General features: G+C 66.0%; 17 protein-coding genes. 10 read left to right on the top strand and 7 right to left on the bottom strand.

The window, feature by feature from the left end; translation table 11 throughout:
• Positions 1–2: 2 nt before the first annotated feature.
• Positions 3–491: a protein-export chaperone SecB gene (secB, locus tag QX073_RS15440; RefSeq protein ID WP_316173464.1), complete on the bottom strand. Its 489-nt coding sequence runs from the start codon at positions 489–491 to the stop codon at positions 3–5.
• A gap of 384 nt (positions 492–875) precedes the next feature.
• On the opposite strand from secB, the gene QX073_RS15435 reads away from it, so the two are divergent.
• The 3 genes from QX073_RS15435 to QX073_RS15425 all read left to right on the top strand — a co-directional run bounded on the left by QX073_RS15435 (position 876) and on the right by QX073_RS15425 (position 3,915).
• Positions 876–1,577 (top strand): Tim44/TimA family putative adaptor protein, encoded by a 702-nt coding sequence (locus QX073_RS15435; RefSeq protein WP_315716796.1) that lies wholly within the window; start codon positions 876–878, stop codon positions 1,575–1,577.
• A gap of 169 nt (positions 1,578–1,746) precedes the next feature.
• Complete coding sequence (locus tag QX073_RS15430) at positions 1,747–3,327, top strand: murein transglycosylase A (protein ID WP_315825693.1); 1,581 nt, start codon at positions 1,747–1,749, stop codon at positions 3,325–3,327.
• A 12-nt stretch (positions 3,328–3,339) separates the two neighbouring features.
• Positions 3,340–3,915, top strand: coding sequence for a Smr/MutS family protein (locus QX073_RS15425; protein ID WP_315716794.1), 576 nt, complete (start codon positions 3,340–3,342; stop codon positions 3,913–3,915).
• Between the two features lie 3 nt (positions 3,916–3,918).
• Here QX073_RS15425 and QX073_RS15420 read toward each other — a convergent pair whose 3' ends face one another.
• The 4 genes from QX073_RS15420 to hslV all read right to left on the bottom strand — a co-directional run bounded on the left by QX073_RS15420 (position 3,919) and on the right by hslV (position 7,682).
• Positions 3,919–5,040, bottom strand: coding sequence for a hypothetical protein (locus QX073_RS15420; RefSeq protein WP_315825694.1), 1,122 nt, complete (start codon positions 5,038–5,040; stop codon positions 3,919–3,921).
• 234 nt (positions 5,041–5,274) lie between these two features.
• Positions 5,275–6,579 (bottom strand): ATP-dependent protease ATPase subunit HslU, encoded by a 1,305-nt coding sequence (gene hslU / locus QX073_RS15415; RefSeq protein ID WP_315716792.1) that lies wholly within the window; start codon positions 6,577–6,579, stop codon positions 5,275–5,277.
• A 27-nt stretch (positions 6,580–6,606) separates the two neighbouring features.
• A complete protein-coding gene (locus QX073_RS15410) occupies positions 6,607–7,104 on the bottom strand; it encodes a GNAT family N-acetyltransferase (RefSeq protein WP_316225983.1) in 498 nt (165 codons plus the stop codon).
• A complete protein-coding gene (gene hslV, locus QX073_RS15405; protein WP_315825696.1) occupies positions 7,104–7,682 on the bottom strand; it encodes an ATP-dependent protease subunit HslV in 579 nt (192 codons plus the stop codon). Before hslV ends, QX073_RS15410 begins: the two co-directional genes overlap by 1 nt.
• Positions 7,683–7,877: 195 nt before the next feature.
• On the opposite strand from hslV, the gene hisB reads away from it, so the two are divergent.
• From hisB to coaA, 7 genes are all read left to right on the top strand, one after another.
• On the top strand, positions 7,878–8,471 hold the full coding sequence (hisB, locus tag QX073_RS15400; RefSeq protein ID WP_315716789.1) for an imidazoleglycerol-phosphate dehydratase HisB: 594 nt from the start codon (positions 7,878–7,880) through the stop codon (positions 8,469–8,471).
• A gap of 27 nt (positions 8,472–8,498) precedes the next feature.
• On the top strand, positions 8,499–9,023 hold the full coding sequence (locus QX073_RS15395; protein WP_316225982.1) for a DUF2628 domain-containing protein: 525 nt from the start codon (positions 8,499–8,501) through the stop codon (positions 9,021–9,023).
• Positions 9,020–9,670 carry an imidazole glycerol phosphate synthase subunit HisH gene (gene hisH / locus QX073_RS15390; RefSeq protein WP_315750522.1) on the top strand — a complete coding sequence of 217 codons (651 nt, stop codon included), beginning with the start codon at positions 9,020–9,022 and terminating at the stop codon, positions 9,668–9,670. Before QX073_RS15395 ends, hisH begins: the two co-directional genes overlap by 4 nt.
• A gap of 59 nt (positions 9,671–9,729) precedes the next feature.
• Positions 9,730–10,464 carry a 1-(5-phosphoribosyl)-5-[(5-phosphoribosylamino)methylideneamino]imidazole-4-carboxamide isomerase gene (gene hisA / locus QX073_RS15385; RefSeq protein ID WP_316200454.1) on the top strand — a complete coding sequence of 245 codons (735 nt, stop codon included), beginning with the start codon at positions 9,730–9,732 and terminating at the stop codon, positions 10,462–10,464.
• Positions 10,465–10,475: 11 nt separating this feature from the next.
• On the top strand, positions 10,476–11,252 hold the full coding sequence (gene hisF, locus QX073_RS15380; protein ID WP_315716785.1) for an imidazole glycerol phosphate synthase subunit HisF: 777 nt from the start codon (positions 10,476–10,478) through the stop codon (positions 11,250–11,252).
• A 77-nt stretch (positions 11,253–11,329) separates the two neighbouring features.
• Positions 11,330–11,653, top strand: coding sequence for a phosphoribosyl-ATP diphosphatase (locus QX073_RS15375; protein WP_315716784.1), 324 nt, complete (start codon positions 11,330–11,332; stop codon positions 11,651–11,653).
• 33 nt (positions 11,654–11,686) lie between these two features.
• On the top strand, positions 11,687–12,643 hold the full coding sequence (gene coaA, locus QX073_RS15370; protein WP_315716783.1) for a type I pantothenate kinase: 957 nt from the start codon (positions 11,687–11,689) through the stop codon (positions 12,641–12,643).
• A gap of 47 nt (positions 12,644–12,690) precedes the next feature.
• On the opposite strand, the gene QX073_RS15365 is transcribed toward coaA, so the two are convergent.
• Both QX073_RS15365 and QX073_RS15360 read right to left on the bottom strand, forming a co-directional pair.
• Entirely contained in the window at positions 12,691–14,925 is a 2,235-nt protein-coding gene (locus QX073_RS15365) for a PAS domain-containing hybrid sensor histidine kinase/response regulator (protein WP_316225981.1), read from the bottom strand.
• Between the two features lie 137 nt (positions 14,926–15,062).
• Positions 15,063–15,494 (bottom strand): hypothetical protein, encoded by a 432-nt coding sequence (locus QX073_RS15360; protein WP_315825699.1) that lies wholly within the window; start codon positions 15,492–15,494, stop codon positions 15,063–15,065.
• Positions 15,495–15,575: the final 81 nt, after the last annotated feature.

Raw genomic sequence — 15,575 nt, 5'->3', positions numbered from 1 at the left:
GATCAGCTCGACAGCACCTGGCCGCCCTGGGCCGCCGCCTGGCGCTCCATGTTCTGGCGGTACAGGCCGACGAAATCGACCGGGTCCAGCATCAGCGGCGGGAAACCGCCGTCACGCACCGAATTGGCGACGATCTCGCGGGCGAACGGGAACAGCAGGCGCGGGCATTCGATCAGCAGCATCGGCGACAGGTTCTCGCGCGGAATGTTGACCAGCCGGAACACGCCGCCATAGACCAGCTCGAAGCTGAACATCACCTGGCTGCCGCTCTCGGCCTTGCCCTCGATCGTCAGCATCACCTCGTATTCGGTGTCATTCAGAGCATTGGCGCCGACATTGATCTGGATGTTGATCTGCGGCGGCTGGCCCTGCGGCGCCAGGGACTGCGGAGCGTTCGGATTCTCGAACGAGAGATCCTTGATGTATTGCGCCAGCACGTTCAGTTGAGGAGGAGGAGCCGCCTCGGGAGTGGCGCCGTTACCGTTGGTCATCGCAGTGTTCTCCAGGCAAAAAGGGCGGGTCGTTGCGGCGCGTGGCTACCATAGGGCCGGCTTGTTCCACAAGGACGAGGCACGGACGCCGCAAAAGGCCGAGGCAGAGGGTTGATCCGGCCGGCATGCCTCTATTTGTCGCATCGGCCCGGGGGCGGAACCAGCGACCGTCTACTCTGTTCCAATCCAAGGTCGATCGGATTTCCCCTTGAGAGGGAAAAGGGTTAGGATCACCGGGCCACAATGTGCCATTGGCCGGGCCCAATTCGATGACTACATCCGGGTCGACCGAGGGATTCACGGGTCTTTACCCGGATCCTGTAGAACGGGTGCCCGGTGGCCGGGCTCCGCGTTCGGCTCGACAAGTCAGAAAGCGAACACGAAGTGGACATTTATACCATCATCTTCCTGGCGCTGGCGGTCTTCATCTTCATCCGCCTGCGCGCCGTGCTCGGGCAGCGCACCGGGAGCGAGCGGACGCCGTTCGATCACGCCGCCCGAAACGCGGTCCAGGGCGCGCCGGACAACCACGTCATGCCGGTTCCCAACAAGCCTATCGATCCCTCGGCTGCGGTCCCCGGCGGCGAGATGCCGGCGCCGGGCGATCGCTGGCGTGGCCTGGCCGAGCCGGGCACACCGCTCGCCCGTGGCCTCGACGCGATCGTCGCCGACGACTCGTCGTTCGATCCGCGCCATTTCCTGACCGGCGCGCGCAGTGCCTACGAGATGATCGTGCTGGCGTTCGCCAATGGCGATCGCCGCGCATTGCGCGACCTGTTGTCGTCCGAGGTCTATGAGAGTTTCGACGCCGTCATCAAGGAGCGTGAGAAGCAGGAGCAGAAGACCGAAACCCGCTTCGTCTCCATCGATACCGCCGAACTGGTCGGTGCCGAGCTGCGCGACCGCACCGCGCAGGTGACGGTGCGCTTCGTCTCGCAAATGATCTCGGTGACACGCGACAAGGGGGGCAACATCGTCGACGGCAATCCGGACAAGGTGGCCGACATCACCGACATCTGGACTTTCGCCCGCGATACCGGCTCGCGCGATCCCAATTGGAAGCTGGTCGGCACCGGCAGCCATTGATGGAATAGGTTGCCGCCGCCGGCGTTACATCGGGAGATCGCCCGCTCTCGATGTCGACCCAGTTCTGCAAGGAGGACGACGAGGTCCATCCTCGGCTTTTTGACCCGGATCTTTTCAGCATCCCGTTTTCTCTGAATTTCGCGTTGAGTGGTACTTTGATGGTGCAAGCATGGTTCGCGAAATTTGGAAGCGGGGTTTCACCGCTCATCGCCTGAAATACTGGACGCCGGCGCTCGCCCTGAGCGTCGCCGCCGTGGCGCTCGCCCCTTATGCGGCCGAGGCGGTGCGCTCGCGCCACCGGGCGGCGACGCCCCCGGTGCGCCACCTGCCCTACCCGCAACTCGACTGGCCGCTCGAGATCAGCAACAGCCAGTACCTGCCATTGGCCTGGAACGACGTGCCCGGCTGGAACGACGACGACCAGCTTGCGGCCTATCGGACGTTCCGCGCCAGCTGCAAGCCGATCGCCGCAAAGACGGATGCAGCGCCGGATGCCAAGGCGGATGGCAAGCCGCTGGGTGATTCCCTGCGCGACCCCTGTCGCGACGCTCGGGCCACCGATCTCGCCGACAATGCTGCGGCAAGGGCTTTCTTCGAACGGCACTTCGAGCCGCTGAAGATCTCCAAGCTCGGCGATGTCGATGGCTTCGTCACCGGCTACTACGAACCCGTCATCGAGGGCTCGCGGACCCAGAACGAGGTCTACAACGTTCCGGTCTATCGTCGCCCCTCCAATCTGTTCGTCCGTGGCTTCAAGCAGGACGCGACGAGTCTGCCCAACAAGGGTCCCGTCTATCGGAAGATCGGACGGCGCAAGCTGGTCCCCTATTACGACCGCGCGGAGATCGAGGACGGCGCCATCGAGGGCCGCGGCCTGGAGATCGCGTGGCTCAGGAACCAGACTGACCTGCTGTTTGCCCAGATCCAGGGATCGGCGCGCATCAGTCTCGACGACGGCTCGACCATCCGCATCAACTACGATGCCTATAATGGCCTTCCCTACACACCGGTCGGCCGCATCCTGATCGAACGCGGCATCATTCCGCGCGAGCAGATGTCGATGCAGCGTATCCGCGACTGGATGGAGCAGAATCCGGAAGGTGCCAACGAGCTGCGGCGGATGAACCGCTCCTACATCTTCTTCCGCGAGGTGCAGCTGTCGGAGAAGGACGAGGCGGTCGGCGCGCAGGGCATCCCGCTGACGCCCGGCCGTTCGATCGCGGTCGACAAGTCGCTGCACGTCTATGGCACGCCGTTCTTCATCACCGGCGAGCTGCCGATCGAATCCGAGAAGTCGAAGACCGCGTTCCACCGGCTGATGATTGCGCAGGATACAGGCTCGGCGATCGTCGGACCTGCGCGCGCCGATCTCTATTTCGGCGCCGGCCAGGACGCCGGCAAGGTCTCCGGCCGTCTCAAGCACAGCATCCAGTTCGTGATGCTGGTGCCGAAGAGCCTCGATCCGGTCGCGCGTGGCCGCAAGATGCCGCTGCCGGATGCACGCCCGTCGGAGAAGATCGCAAAACTGTTTCCGCAGGTGCTGCCGAAGGAGGCCGCCAAAGCCGCCGCCTCCCCGGTCAACGATGCGAAGGCCCCTGCTTCCGCCGCGAGCGCAATCCCGGCGACCACGGTGGCGCAGAACGTTGTGGCGCCGCAGCCCGTGCCCCTGCCCGAGGCCCGCCCCCGTATCGAAAGTGATCGCAATATCCGCCGATTGCGTTATGGCAGGCGCCATCGCAACCGCCGATGACAAGCCGTCTCCATGTCTGAAGATCCCGAGCCGCCGCGCGGCCGTCGCAAGCGTGGCCTCTCCGAGGACGAGCGCACCCTGTGGGAGACGGTGGCGCGCCAGGTCAAGCCGCTGCGCAAGACGCACCGTCCGGTGCGGCCGCATCCGCCGATGGTGACGGCCGAGCCGCAGCCGGACAAGCCGATGATGACACCGCGGCCGGTCGCGCCGGTGGTCGTGCCCAAGCCGGCCCGGCCGGCGATCCCGCCGCTGGTCTCGCTCGGCCGCAAGGAGCGGTCGAAGCTGTCGCGCGGCCGCAGCGAGATCGATGCGCGGCTCGATCTGCACGGCATGACCCAGAGTCGGGCGCATCAGGCGCTGCATCATTTCCTGCATCGCGCCCAGCATGACGGTCTCACCTTCGTGCTGGTCATCACCGGCAAGGGCACCATCGGGGCGGATCCCGAACGCGGCGTGCTCCGGCGGCAGGTGCCGCATTGGCTTAGCCTGCCGGAATTCCGCTCGCTCATCGTCGGCTTCGAGGAGGCTCATGTCGGCCATGGCGGCGCCGGCGCGCTCTATGTCCGGATCAGGCGCGCCCGCGGCTGAGCGTCAGAACGGGCGGATGATCCCGATCCGCGGTACGGCGGTGACGATCCAGCCCAGGATCGTCGTCATGCGGTCGTCGGCGTCGATCGGAGTGATCGGCTTGGTCGCAGGAAGCGTCTTCAGCGCGTGCAGCATCAGTACCATGCAGACCACCCAGCTCGAGATCCAGCGCGAATAGTCGAACACCATGGCGAACATGACGAGGTAAGCGGAGCTGATGACGATCAGCGCGGCGATGACGATCTGGCGATGGCGCTTGTCAGCCAAGGCGCCGATGAGATCCTTGAGATTCCGCCACAGCGGCGCGTGCAGCCACAGCAGCAGCGCATAGATGGGCAGGCCCAGCAGGTTCGACGGCAGCCGCGCCCAGGTGTCCTGCACCTCCTTGGCGAGCGGCTGATACCAGACATAGGCGAACTGCAAGAGATCGGTGCGCGACGGATCGACCATGCGCGAGCGCAAGTAGGACACGAAGTCGGCCTCGGGCAGCGGCATGGTGCCGAGGAATTGCGCCGCGAGGAACAGCGCGCCGAGGCCGAGCAGCGCGCTGGCGCCGACTGCAATATCCAGGCGAGTGAGGGGACGTGTCAGGTAGTAGCGCAGCACGACGATCGCGGTGATGGTCGGCACGTACATCAGCAGATGGATGTGATGAATCAGCACGAGCAGGGCCGAGATCAATGCCGCAAGCAGCACGTAGGCCAGCGTGCGCGCCGGCACCAGCAGCAGGACGATCGCGCCGAGACAGCCATAGATGTCGAAATGGCCGAGCGTGAACAGGAAGTTCTTGAACACGAACGGCGAGCAGGCGGTGAAGATGAACAACGGCAGCCGTGCGCGATCGAAGCCGAACGTGCGGCGGAAGAGCTGCGCGAACAGTGCGAAGGTGATGAGCCAGACGCAACCGGCCAGCGCGAACACCAGCCAGACCGGCACCTTCGCGGCGAACAGGCCGACCATGGCACCGATCAGCGCGCGCTTGATGAAGCCGAAGTGATAGTCGACCAGCAGATGGATGTACGGAATATAGGGCGGCAGCGTGAGCTTGTGCAGGAAGACGCCGAGCATCACGGCGGCGTTGACGGCGAGCATCAGGCGCCAGTGTTTGCTGGAGGCGGCGGTCATGCGGCGTCCGAGCGGTGATAGATGGCGACGAGGTCGTCGCCCCGTCCACCACTGTCGTCCCGGCCTTGAGCCGGGACCCATAGCCGCCGCCGTTCGTGGTGAGGCAAGGCTGGAGCCGCCATCGTGAGTCACAATCAGCTTTGGTGGTTATGGGTCCCCGCGTTCGCGGGGACGACAGCGGATTTTGACGCCGCGCCGGAGCGAAGAAGCTCAGCGCTTGCTAGGCGCAGCCGACTACAAAATGAACCGGCTGAGATCCGCGTTCTTGGCGAGGTCGCCGATGTGTTGCTGCACATACGCAGCGTCGACGCGCATGGTTTCGCCGTTACGATCGGACGCCGTGAAGGAGATCTCGTCGAGCACGCGCTCCATCACCGTCTGCAGCCGGCGCGCGCCGATGTTCTCGACCGTCGAATTCACCGCGACCGCGATGTCGGCGAGCGCGTCGATCGCATCGTCGGTGATGTCGAGCGTCACGCCCTCGGTCTGCATCAGCGCGACATATTGCTTGATCAGCGATGCCTCCGGCTCGGTCAGGATGCGCCGCATGTCGTCGCGCGTCAGCGCCTGCAGCTCGACCCGGATCGGCAATCGTCCCTGCAGCTCCGGCAAGAGGTCCGAGGGCTTGGCGATGTGGAACGCGCCGGAGGCAATGAACAGGACGTGGTCGGTCTTGACCGCACCATGCTTGGTCGAGACCGTCGTGCCCTCGATCAGCGGCAGCAGGTCACGCTGCACGCCCTCGCGCGAGACGTCGCCGCCGGCGCGGTTCTCGCGCACGCAGATCTTGTCGATCTCGTCGAGAAACACGATGCCGTTGTTCTCGACCACGCTGATTGCTTCCTGCACCAACTGCTCGCTGTCGAGCAGCTTGTCGGATTCTTCCGCGATCAGGATGTCGTGCGAGGCCTCGACCGTCACGCGCCGCGTCTTGGTGCGGCCGCCGAGCTTGCCGAAGATGTCGCCGATCGAGATCGCGCCCATCTGGGCTCCCGGCATGCCGGGGATCTCGAACATCGGCAAGCCGCCGCCGGAGGACTGCGTCTCGATCTCGATCTCCTTGTCGTTGAGCTCGCCGGCGCGCAGCTTGCGGCGGAACGAGTCGCGCGTCGCAGCACTCGCATTGGCGCCGACCAGCGCGTCGAGGACGCGCTCCTCGGCGGCGAGCTGCGCGCGGGCGGCGACGTCCTTGCGCTTGCGCTCCCGGACCTGGGCGATCGCGACCTCGACGAGGTCGCGGATGATCTGCTCGACGTCGCGGCCGACATAGCCGACCTCGGTGAACTTGGTCGCCTCGACCTTGAGGAACGGTGCGCCCGCAAGCTTGGCCAGCCGCCGCGCGATCTCGGTCTTGCCGACGCCGGTCGGCCCGATCATCAGGATGTTCTTCGGCAGCACCTCTTCGCGCAGGCCTGCATCGAGCTGCAACCGGCGCCAGCGGTTGCGCAAGGCAATGGACACCGCCCGCTTGGCGTCGGCCTGGCCGACGATGTAGCGGTCGAGTTCGGAGACGATTTCGCGGGGTGAAAAGTCGGTCATGGGGCTCTAGCTAGGTTTGGATCGCAATCAGGGCAAGTCGCCGGGCTGGCTCACCATCAGCAGCGCAGAGCCCTCCGGCGTTTCGACGAGCCGATCGCGTCTGAATCCGGCCTTCTCGTAGGCGCGCACGGCACGGGCGTTCGCCGGATCTGGATCGGTCACCACGCGTGGCGCGGCCGATCGCAGCAGGTCTTCGACGAACTGCCGAATGAAACGCGCCCCATGGCCGCGCCCGATCATGTCGGGCTCGCCGATGAACTGATCGATGCCACGCGTGGCAGGCGGTTGACGCCCGAATCCATGATCCCAGGCTGAGAGCGCATAGCACTGGAGATATGCGAACGGCCGGCCATCGATCGCGACGATAAATTGGTCCATGTCAGGATGAGCGAGATCGCCGCTCACCAGCGCATATTGCTCGTCGGGCTCTCCCCACCACCGCATCACGTCCGGCGTGCCAAGCCAACGGCGTATCAAGGGCAGGTCGGCGGCAGCCATTGCGCGGATGGCGTAATCCTGAGCCATTAATCCCGCACCATGGCTGAGCCGCCCTGCAAGGTCTCGATGGTGATGTTGCGGTTGGTGTAGACGCAGATGTCGGCGGCGATGTCGAGCGAGCGCCGCACGATGCTCTCGGCGTCTTTGTCGGTGTCGAGCAGGGCCCGCGCCGCGGCCAACGCGTAATTGCCGCCTGAGCCGATCGCCATCACGCCGGCCTCAGGTTCCAGCACATCGCCGGTGCCGGTCAGGACCAGCGAGACGTCCTTGTCGGCGACGATCATCATGGCTTCGAGCCGCCGCAGATAGCGGTCGGTGCGCCAGTCCTTGGCGAGTTCGACAGCTGCCCGGGTCAACTGCCCCGGATATTGCTCCAGCTTGCTCTCCAGCCGCTCGAACAGGGTGAAGGCGTCGGCGGTGGCGCCGGCGAAGCCGCCGATGACGTCGCCCTTACCGAGCCTGCGCACCTTGCGGGCGTTGGACTTGATCACGGTCTGGCCGATCGAGACCTGGCCGTCGCCGCCGATCACCACCCTGCCCCCCTTGCGGACGGTCAGGATCGTGGTGCCGTGCCAGACGGTGGGCTCGTTCGCGGATGCGTGCATGGGGGGTCCCTGGTTGATCCTCTGATTTAGGCGTTCAGGCGTCGGGATACAATTACCGGGTCCCTGCCCTGCCCTGGCGGGCCTTGAAATCCGCTCACCATGGCCCGAGATCAAGGCCGAGGGGCGTCATCCCGCAGTAGCTAAGGTGTCATCCGCCTGATAAAAGGGCCGCGTTTTCAAGGGAAAGCTGACCCCATGCGTAGCGCGACCATCAAGCGCAAGACCAAAGAGACCGAGATCGAGGTGTCCGTGAACCTCGACGGCACCGGCGTCGTGAACATCGCGACCGGGATCGGCTTCTTCGATCACATGCTGGATCTGCTGGCCCGGCATTCCCGCATCGACATGACCGTCAAGGCGGTCGGCGACCTCCATATCGATTTCCACCACACCACCGAGGATGTCGGCATCGCCCTCGGCCAGGCCGTGCGTCAGGCGCTCGGCGACATGGCCGGCATCACCCGTTACGCCTCGATCCACATGCCGATGGACGAGACCCTGACGCGCGTCGTGATCGACGTATCGGGCCGGCCGATGCTGGTATTCCGCACGACCTTTGCGCGCGACAAGATCGGCGAGTTCGACACCGAGCTGGTGCGCGAGTGGTTCAACGCCTTTGCCATGAACGCCGGCATCACCCTGCATGTCGAGACGCTGTACGGCGAGAACGCCCATCATATCGCCGAATCCTGCTTTAAGGGTCTGGCGCGGGCCCTCCGCGCAGCCCTTGCGATCGATCCTCGCAATCAGGGCGAAGTGCCATCCACCAAGGGTCAGCTCGGCGGCTGACCTCCCTCCTCCCAAGGGATTATCGACATGCCCGTCTATACGGTTCACGCTCCCCTGGCCGCCGGGGTCGATCTGCGTTCGACCGATCGCTTTGTCTTCATCCGCGACGGCTTCCATTTCTGGGCCGCCGTGCTCGGCGCCGTCTGGCTGGCCTGGCATCGTCTCTGGCTTGCGATGTTCGTCTGGGCCGTGCTGATGATCGCGCTCGACGTGGTCCTGGTGCGCGTCGGCGTCAGCGGCGGCGCGATTGCCGGAATCGATCTGTTGCTTGCGATCCTGCTCGGGCTCGAAGCCTCGAGCCTGAAGCGCTGGAGCTACTCGCGCGGCAATTGGCGCCAGATCGACGTCGTCGTCGCCGACGATCTCGATGCCGCCGAGCGCCGCTTCTTCGAGCGCTGGGCCGCCCGGCGCAGCACGCTCGGCTACGACAACCACACCGTCGATCGCGGCGCGGCGCCGCCGACACGCGACAATGGCAATGGGCAGCACCCGCCGCCGCTGCCGCATGCCAGCATCATTGGCTTGTTTCCCGAACCCGGAGGTGGACGATGAGTGTTGCGATCATCGATTACGGCTCCGGCAATCTGCATTCCGCCGCCAAGGCGTTCGAGCGCGCCGCGCGCGGCATGGCGGATCCGCAGAAGGTCGTCGTGACACGCGATCCCGATACGGTCTATCGCGCCGATCGCATCGTGTTGCCCGGCGTCGGCGCCTTCGCCGACTGCCGCCGCGGGCTCGACTCCGTCGACGGCATGCTGGAGGCGATGACCGAAGCCGTGCGCCACAAGGCGCGGCCGTTCTTCGGCATCTGCGTCGGCATGCAATTGATGGCAACGCGCGGCAAGGAGCACGTCACCACCGACGGCTTCGACTGGATCTCCGGCGACGTCGAGAAGATCACGCCTCGCGACGAGAGCCTGAAGATCCCGCATATGGGCTGGAACACGCTCGATGCGCTGCAAGAGCATCCGGTGCTGGAGCGGCTGCCGCTCGGACCGAAGGGCCTGCACGCCTATTTCGTGCACTCCTATCACTTGAATGCCGTCAACGAGAGCGACGTTCTGGCACGCGCCGATTACGGCGGACCGGTCACCGCGATCGTCGGCAAGGACACCGCGATCGGCACCCAATTCCATCCCGAGAAGAGCCAGCGATTCGGTCTCGCCCTCATTTCCAACTTCCTGAAGTGGAAGCCATGAGCGCAGCGTGCCTGCTCGTCCAAGGGGCGAGCAGGGCGCTTGCCTGAAAGACAGCTCCGATGATCCTGTTTCCTGCCATTGATCTGAAGAACGGCCAGTGCGTGCGCCTGGAGCAGGGCGACATGGCGCGCGCCACCGTGTTCAACCTCGATCCCGCCGCGCAGGCCAAGAGCTTCGCCGACCAGGGGTTCGACTATCTCCACGTCGTGGATCTCGACGGCGCCTTCGCCGGCAAGCCGATGAATGCGCACGCCGTGGAAGCGATGTTGAAAGTCGTCAAGATGCCGGTGCAGCTCGGCGGCGGCATCCGCGATCTCGAGACGGTGGAGGCTTGGCTCAGCAAAGGCATCACCCGTGTCATCATCGGCACCGCGGCGGTGCGCGATCCCGAGCTGGTGAAGACCGCAGCCAAGGCCTTCCCCGGCCGCGTCGCCGTCGGGCTCGATGCGCGCGACGGCAAGGTCGCCGTCGAGGGCTGGGCCGAGACATCCGAAGTGACCGCGCTCGACATCGCCAAGCGCTTCGAGGACGCCGGCGTCGCCGCGATCATCTTCACCGACATCGCACGCGACGGCCTACTCAAGGGCCTCAACCTCGACGCCACGATCGCGCTCGGCGACGCCATCTCGATTCCCGTGATTGCCTCCGGCGGCCTGGCCTCGATCGAGGACGTCAAGGCGATGCTGACACCGCGGGCGAAAAAGCTCGAAGGCGCCATCGCCGGCCGCGCGCTCTATGACGGCCGCCTCGATCCCGCGGAAGCACTGGCGCTGATCCGCGCGGCGCGTGCGTAGGAGGAAACAGGATGTTCAAGGTCCGTGTCATTCCCTGCCTCGACGTCAAGGACGGACGAGTCGTCAAGGGCGTCAACTTCGTCAATCTGCGCGATGCCGGCGATCCGGTCGAAGCCGCGATCGCCTATGACGCGGCCGGCGCCGACGAGCTGTGTTTCCTCGACATCACCGCCACCCATGAGAACCGCGGCATCATGCTGGACGTCGTCCGGCGCACGGCGGAGGCCTGCTTCATGCCGGTCACGGTCGGCGGCGGCGTGCGCACCATCGACGACATCAAGACCCTGCTCCGTTCCGGCGCCGACAAGGTTTCGATCAATTCGGCCGCGGTGAGCAGGCGCGAATTCGTCAAGGAGGCGGCCGAGAAGTTCGGCGAGCAGTGCATCGTGGTGGCGATCGACGCCAAGTCCGTGTCGCGGCCGGGCGGCGGCAGCCGCTGGGAGATCTTCACCCATGGCGGCCGCAAATCGACCGGCATCGATGCCCTGGAATACGCCCAGGAGGTGGTCGCGCTCGGTGCCGGCGAGATCCTGCTGACCTCGATGGACCGCGACGGCACCCGCCAGGGCTTCGACCTGCCGCTGACCCGGGCAGTCGCCGACAGCGTCCCGGTGCCGGTGATCGCCTCCGGCGGTGTCGGTAACCTCGATCATCTGGTGGACGGCATCCGCGAGGGCCACGCGACCGCGGTGCTGGCGGCGTCAATCTTCCATTTCGGGGAATTTACCATCCGGCAGGCCAAGGAGCACATGGTGCGCCAGGGGCTGCCGATGCGGCTCGATCCCTGACGACATTGCGTCGCAAAAATGTTAGATGAACGCTGGTCCGGCCGCCGTGGTCGGGCAGGCGTTCCGAGTACCGGCTGATGTCCCGCTTCACGCTTCACGATCTGGCTGCCATCATCGACGCGCGCGCCGCGGCGGGCGGCGAGGCGTCCTATACGCGCAAGCTGCTCGACAAGGGTCCGCCGCAATGTGCCAAGAAGATGGGCGAGGAGGCGGTCGAGACGGTCATCGCCGCACTTGGCACCGACCGTGAGCATCTGATCTCCGAAAGCGCCGACCTGCTGTTTCATCTGTTGGTGTTGTTGAAGTCGCGCGACGTCCGGCTCGAGGAGGTCGAGGCGGCGCTCGGCAAGCGGACCGGCCAATCGGGGCTGGAAGAAAAGGCGTCGCGCAAGACGGAGTAGGGCGCGACGGCGGGGGAAACGAAGGGCAGCGTCATGGACATGCGCACCACCGAACAACAATATAATCCGTACCGCGTCTTCACCCGCGAACAATGGGCCGAGCTGCGCAACGACACGCCGATGACCTTGGAGCCCGGCGAGTTCTCCAAGCTGCGGTCGATGCACGATCGTCTCGACCTTCAGGAGGTCGAGGACATCTACCTCCCGCTGTCGCGATTGCTGTCGATGTATGTCGATGCGGCGCAGCGGCTGTACTACGCGCAGCGCCAGTTTCTCGGCATCCGCGACCGCAAGATGCCCTACATCATCGGCGTCGCCGGCTCGGTGGCGGTCGGCAAGTCCACCACTGCGCGCGTGCTGCAGGCGTTGCTGACCCGCTGGTCGCCGCGGCCCAAGGTCGATCTCATCACCACCGACGGCTTCCTGTATCCGAACGCGGTGCTGGAGCGGCAGGGCCTGATGCAGAAGAAGGGCTTTCCGGAAAGCTATGACCTGCCGCGGCTGCTCGGTTTTCTCTCCGACATCAAGGCCGGCCGCCATCCCGTGCGCGCACCGGTGTATTCCCATCTGAGTTACGACATCGTCCCCAATCAGTGGGCCGAGATCGACCAGCCGGACATCCTCATCGTCGAAGGCGTCAACGTGCTGCAGACCGGACCGCTGCCGCGCGATGGCCAGGCCGTGCCGGTCGTCTCCGACTTCTTCGACTTCTCGGTCTACATCGACGCCGACGAGGCGATCCTGCGCAAATGGTACGTCAAGCGCTTCCTGTCGCTGCGCGACACGGCGTTCCATGATCCGCGGTCCTACTTCAACCGCTACGCGCTGCTGTCGGACGAGGAGGCCATCGCCACCGCGATCGCGATCTGGGAGCGCACCAACCTGGCCAATCTCGAGGACAACATCCTCCCGACACGGCCGCGTGCGACCTTGATCCTGAAGAAGGGCGCGGATCACGAGATCGAGACGGTGGCGCTGAGGCGGTTGTGAGCGGGGCCCGCGAGCGCGGCGCGAGCTGATCCGCTCCAACTGATGACCTACGCTGGCACCTGTCGCGCCGCCGCCAGATTCGCCAGCGCCTCGTCGAGCTTGTCGCGATCGATCGGCTTGACCAGGAACCCATCCATGCCCGCCTCGAAGCAGGCGTAACGGTCCTCGACCAGAGCATTGGCCGTGAGCGCCAGGATCGGGGTGCGGCCGCCGGGCTCGCTGGCCTCGATGGCGCGAATGCGCCTGGCGGCGGCAATGCCGTCGAGCTTCGGCATCTGCACGTCCATCAGGATCAGATCATAGGGCGCGCCGGCCGAGCGCGCCGCGAGCCAGGAGTCCAGCGCGGCTTCGCCATGCACGGCGATGTCGGCGTGGTGGCCGAGCTTGCTCAGCAGCGAGCGCATCAGCAGTGCGTTGATGTCGTTGTCCTCGGCGACCAGGATGGACAGTCCCGTGCCGGCCTGGGCCGCGATCGGCGGCGCGATGGTCGGGATCGGATCGTCGGCCATGACCGTGCCGTCGGTGTCGAAGCTCACGCGCGCGGCGAGCGATGCGGCCCGCAGCGGCTTGACGAGATAGCCGTTGAATGGCGCCCCCGGCGCCAGCTCGTGGCGGCTCGCCGGTGTCACCAGCACGATCAGCCGCGTCGTATGACGTTGCGCGACCCCGCCCACACGCAGCGATACATCGCCGCCGATGCTGTCGTCGACCAGCACGGCGTGCCAGGCGCGTTCGGGCAGCAGGGCCTCCGCCACCTCGGCCTCGGCGACCAGGCAGGTCTGCGCGCCCCAGTTCTGCAAGCGCCGCTCGATCAGCTTGGCCTGCAGCCCGGCCGGCGCGACCAGCATGATCGACCGTCCTGCGAGATCGGGGCCGCGGAAGCTGTTCTGCTCGCCGCGCTCCAGCGCCGGCGGCAGCGGCACCGACACCTCGAAGGTCGAGCCGGCGCCGAGCGCGCTCTGCAGCGCGATGCGGCCGCCCATCCGCTTGACGATCCGGTCCGAGATCGCAAGGCCAAGCCCGGTGCCGCCGAAGCTGCGCGCCACGCTGTCGTCGGCCTGTTCGAATTCGCGGAAGATCCGCTCCTGCGCGTCGGCTGCGATGCCGATGCCGGTGTCGCACACCTGGAAGCTGATCTCGTTCGGCCAGATGCCGGGCTCGGCGATCAGGGCAACGCCGCCCGTCGCGGTGAACTTGATGGCGTTGCCGGCGAGGTTGAGCAGCACCTGGCGCAGCCGCGCGGCGTCGCCCGTCACCCAGGTCGGCAGCCGCTCGTCGAGATAGGCCGCGATCTCCAGTTGCTTGGCCTGCGCCCGTGGCGCCAGCAGCTCGGTGATCTCCTCGATCAGCGCCGCCAGCGAGAACGGCTGCGCCTCGAGCGCCAGCTTGCCGGCTTCGATCTTGGAATAGTCGAGCAGCTCGTCGATCAGCGACATCAAGGCCTCACCCGAGGTGCGGACCGCCTTGGCGTAGGTCGTCTGCTCCGGCGTCAGCTGCGTTTCGAGCAAGAGTCCGCTCATGCCGAGGATGCCGTTCAGCGGCGTGCGGATCTCATGGCTGGCCATCGCCAGGAACCGCGACTTGGCGCGGTTCGCGGCGTTGGCCTGATCGCGCGCGTCCGCCAGCGCCCGCTCGGTCTCGGTGCGGTCGGTGACGTCGCGGCCGACACATTGCAGCACGGCGGGCTGGCCGGCGTCGGAACGCACCAGCGCCTCGCGCCACGCGATCCAGCGCGGCCCGATCGCGCTCTCGATGCGCTGGTCGTGGACGCGCGTGCCGTTCGGCTCCAGCGCGCTGTCGCCCTGCTCGATCAGCTCGAAGGTGAACGCGCTGCCGAGCAGGTTGTCGCGATCGAGGCCCGCCATCCGGCAATAGGCGTCGTTGACGAAGATGATGCTGCCGCCGCGCTCGCGCATGACGATGAGATCGCCCTGCTGCTCGAACAGATTGCGGGCGCGCTGCTCGGCTTCCTGCAGCTCCCAGTTCCGGTCGGCCAGCACCTCGTTGTGGAGCGCAATCTTGTGCATCTTCCTGGCGACGAAGCGCAGCCGCATGCTGAGCGTGGCCAGGCCGACGCAGGCGAGCGCGAACAGGAAGCTGGCGCCGATCGCGAACGTGTGCGGGTTATAGCCGGAGTTGTCGGAGATGCTGGCCTTGATGAAGCCGTACGCGCCGCCGAAGCCGGCGGAGAAGATCATCAGCGAGCGCAGGATGGCGAAGATGGTGCGGTGACGGCGCATGAACCGGCGCAGGCGCAGCCTGACGTGAAAAATCGGTCCCATCTCGATCACCCCCGACGATTTCGATCCCAATGTCATGGCCGGCCCGCACCATGCGGCGTCGGTATTGCTGAGACTTTGAAAGGTCATGCACGCGCGATGAAGCCGTGCTGAGATGGTGAACCGGGCGTTAGCCCGACTCACCGAACCGGATCGGCCGGCGGTGAGTCGTGGCCGCGGGCCGAGACGATGAGCGCGGCGGCGTGAGCATCTGCTGCACTGTCCTTGGCGAGATGGATCCGGAGCGCGCCAGGATGCGGATCGGCGGCGATCGCGACGACCGCAGTCGCGGCAGTCATGCCGCAGCCACGATCCTCCTTGGCGAGCACATCGTCGACCACGACGAGATCAGCCGTCTCCGGACTGTCGGCCAGCGCCACGCGAACGGTGGCGAGCGCCGGGTCATCGGTGACGTCGACATGGAGATCGGCGGTAAACGGCGCCGAGCCGAGCGAGACGCTGTCGGCACCGACGGCAATGCAGGGCTGCGGGGAGGGCGCCAATTCGAGTCTGGCGATGACAGCGGCCGCGATCAGCGGCACAGCCGAGACGAGGACCTTGAAACGCAACATGATACGCACCGACGCGGCAGGCCTGAGGACAAAACGCGGGCCCTATGGTTGTCGGAGCGTAAAGAGAAGTCGTTACCGGAG

The organism is Bradyrhizobium sp. SZCCHNS3052 (assembly GCF_032484495.1).
In the GTDB taxonomy this organism is placed as follows: Bacteria; Pseudomonadota; Alphaproteobacteria; order Rhizobiales; family Xanthobacteraceae; genus Bradyrhizobium.
The sequence above is the reverse complement of the archived record's forward strand: the minus strand, read 5'-3'. Positions and strand labels throughout refer to the sequence as shown.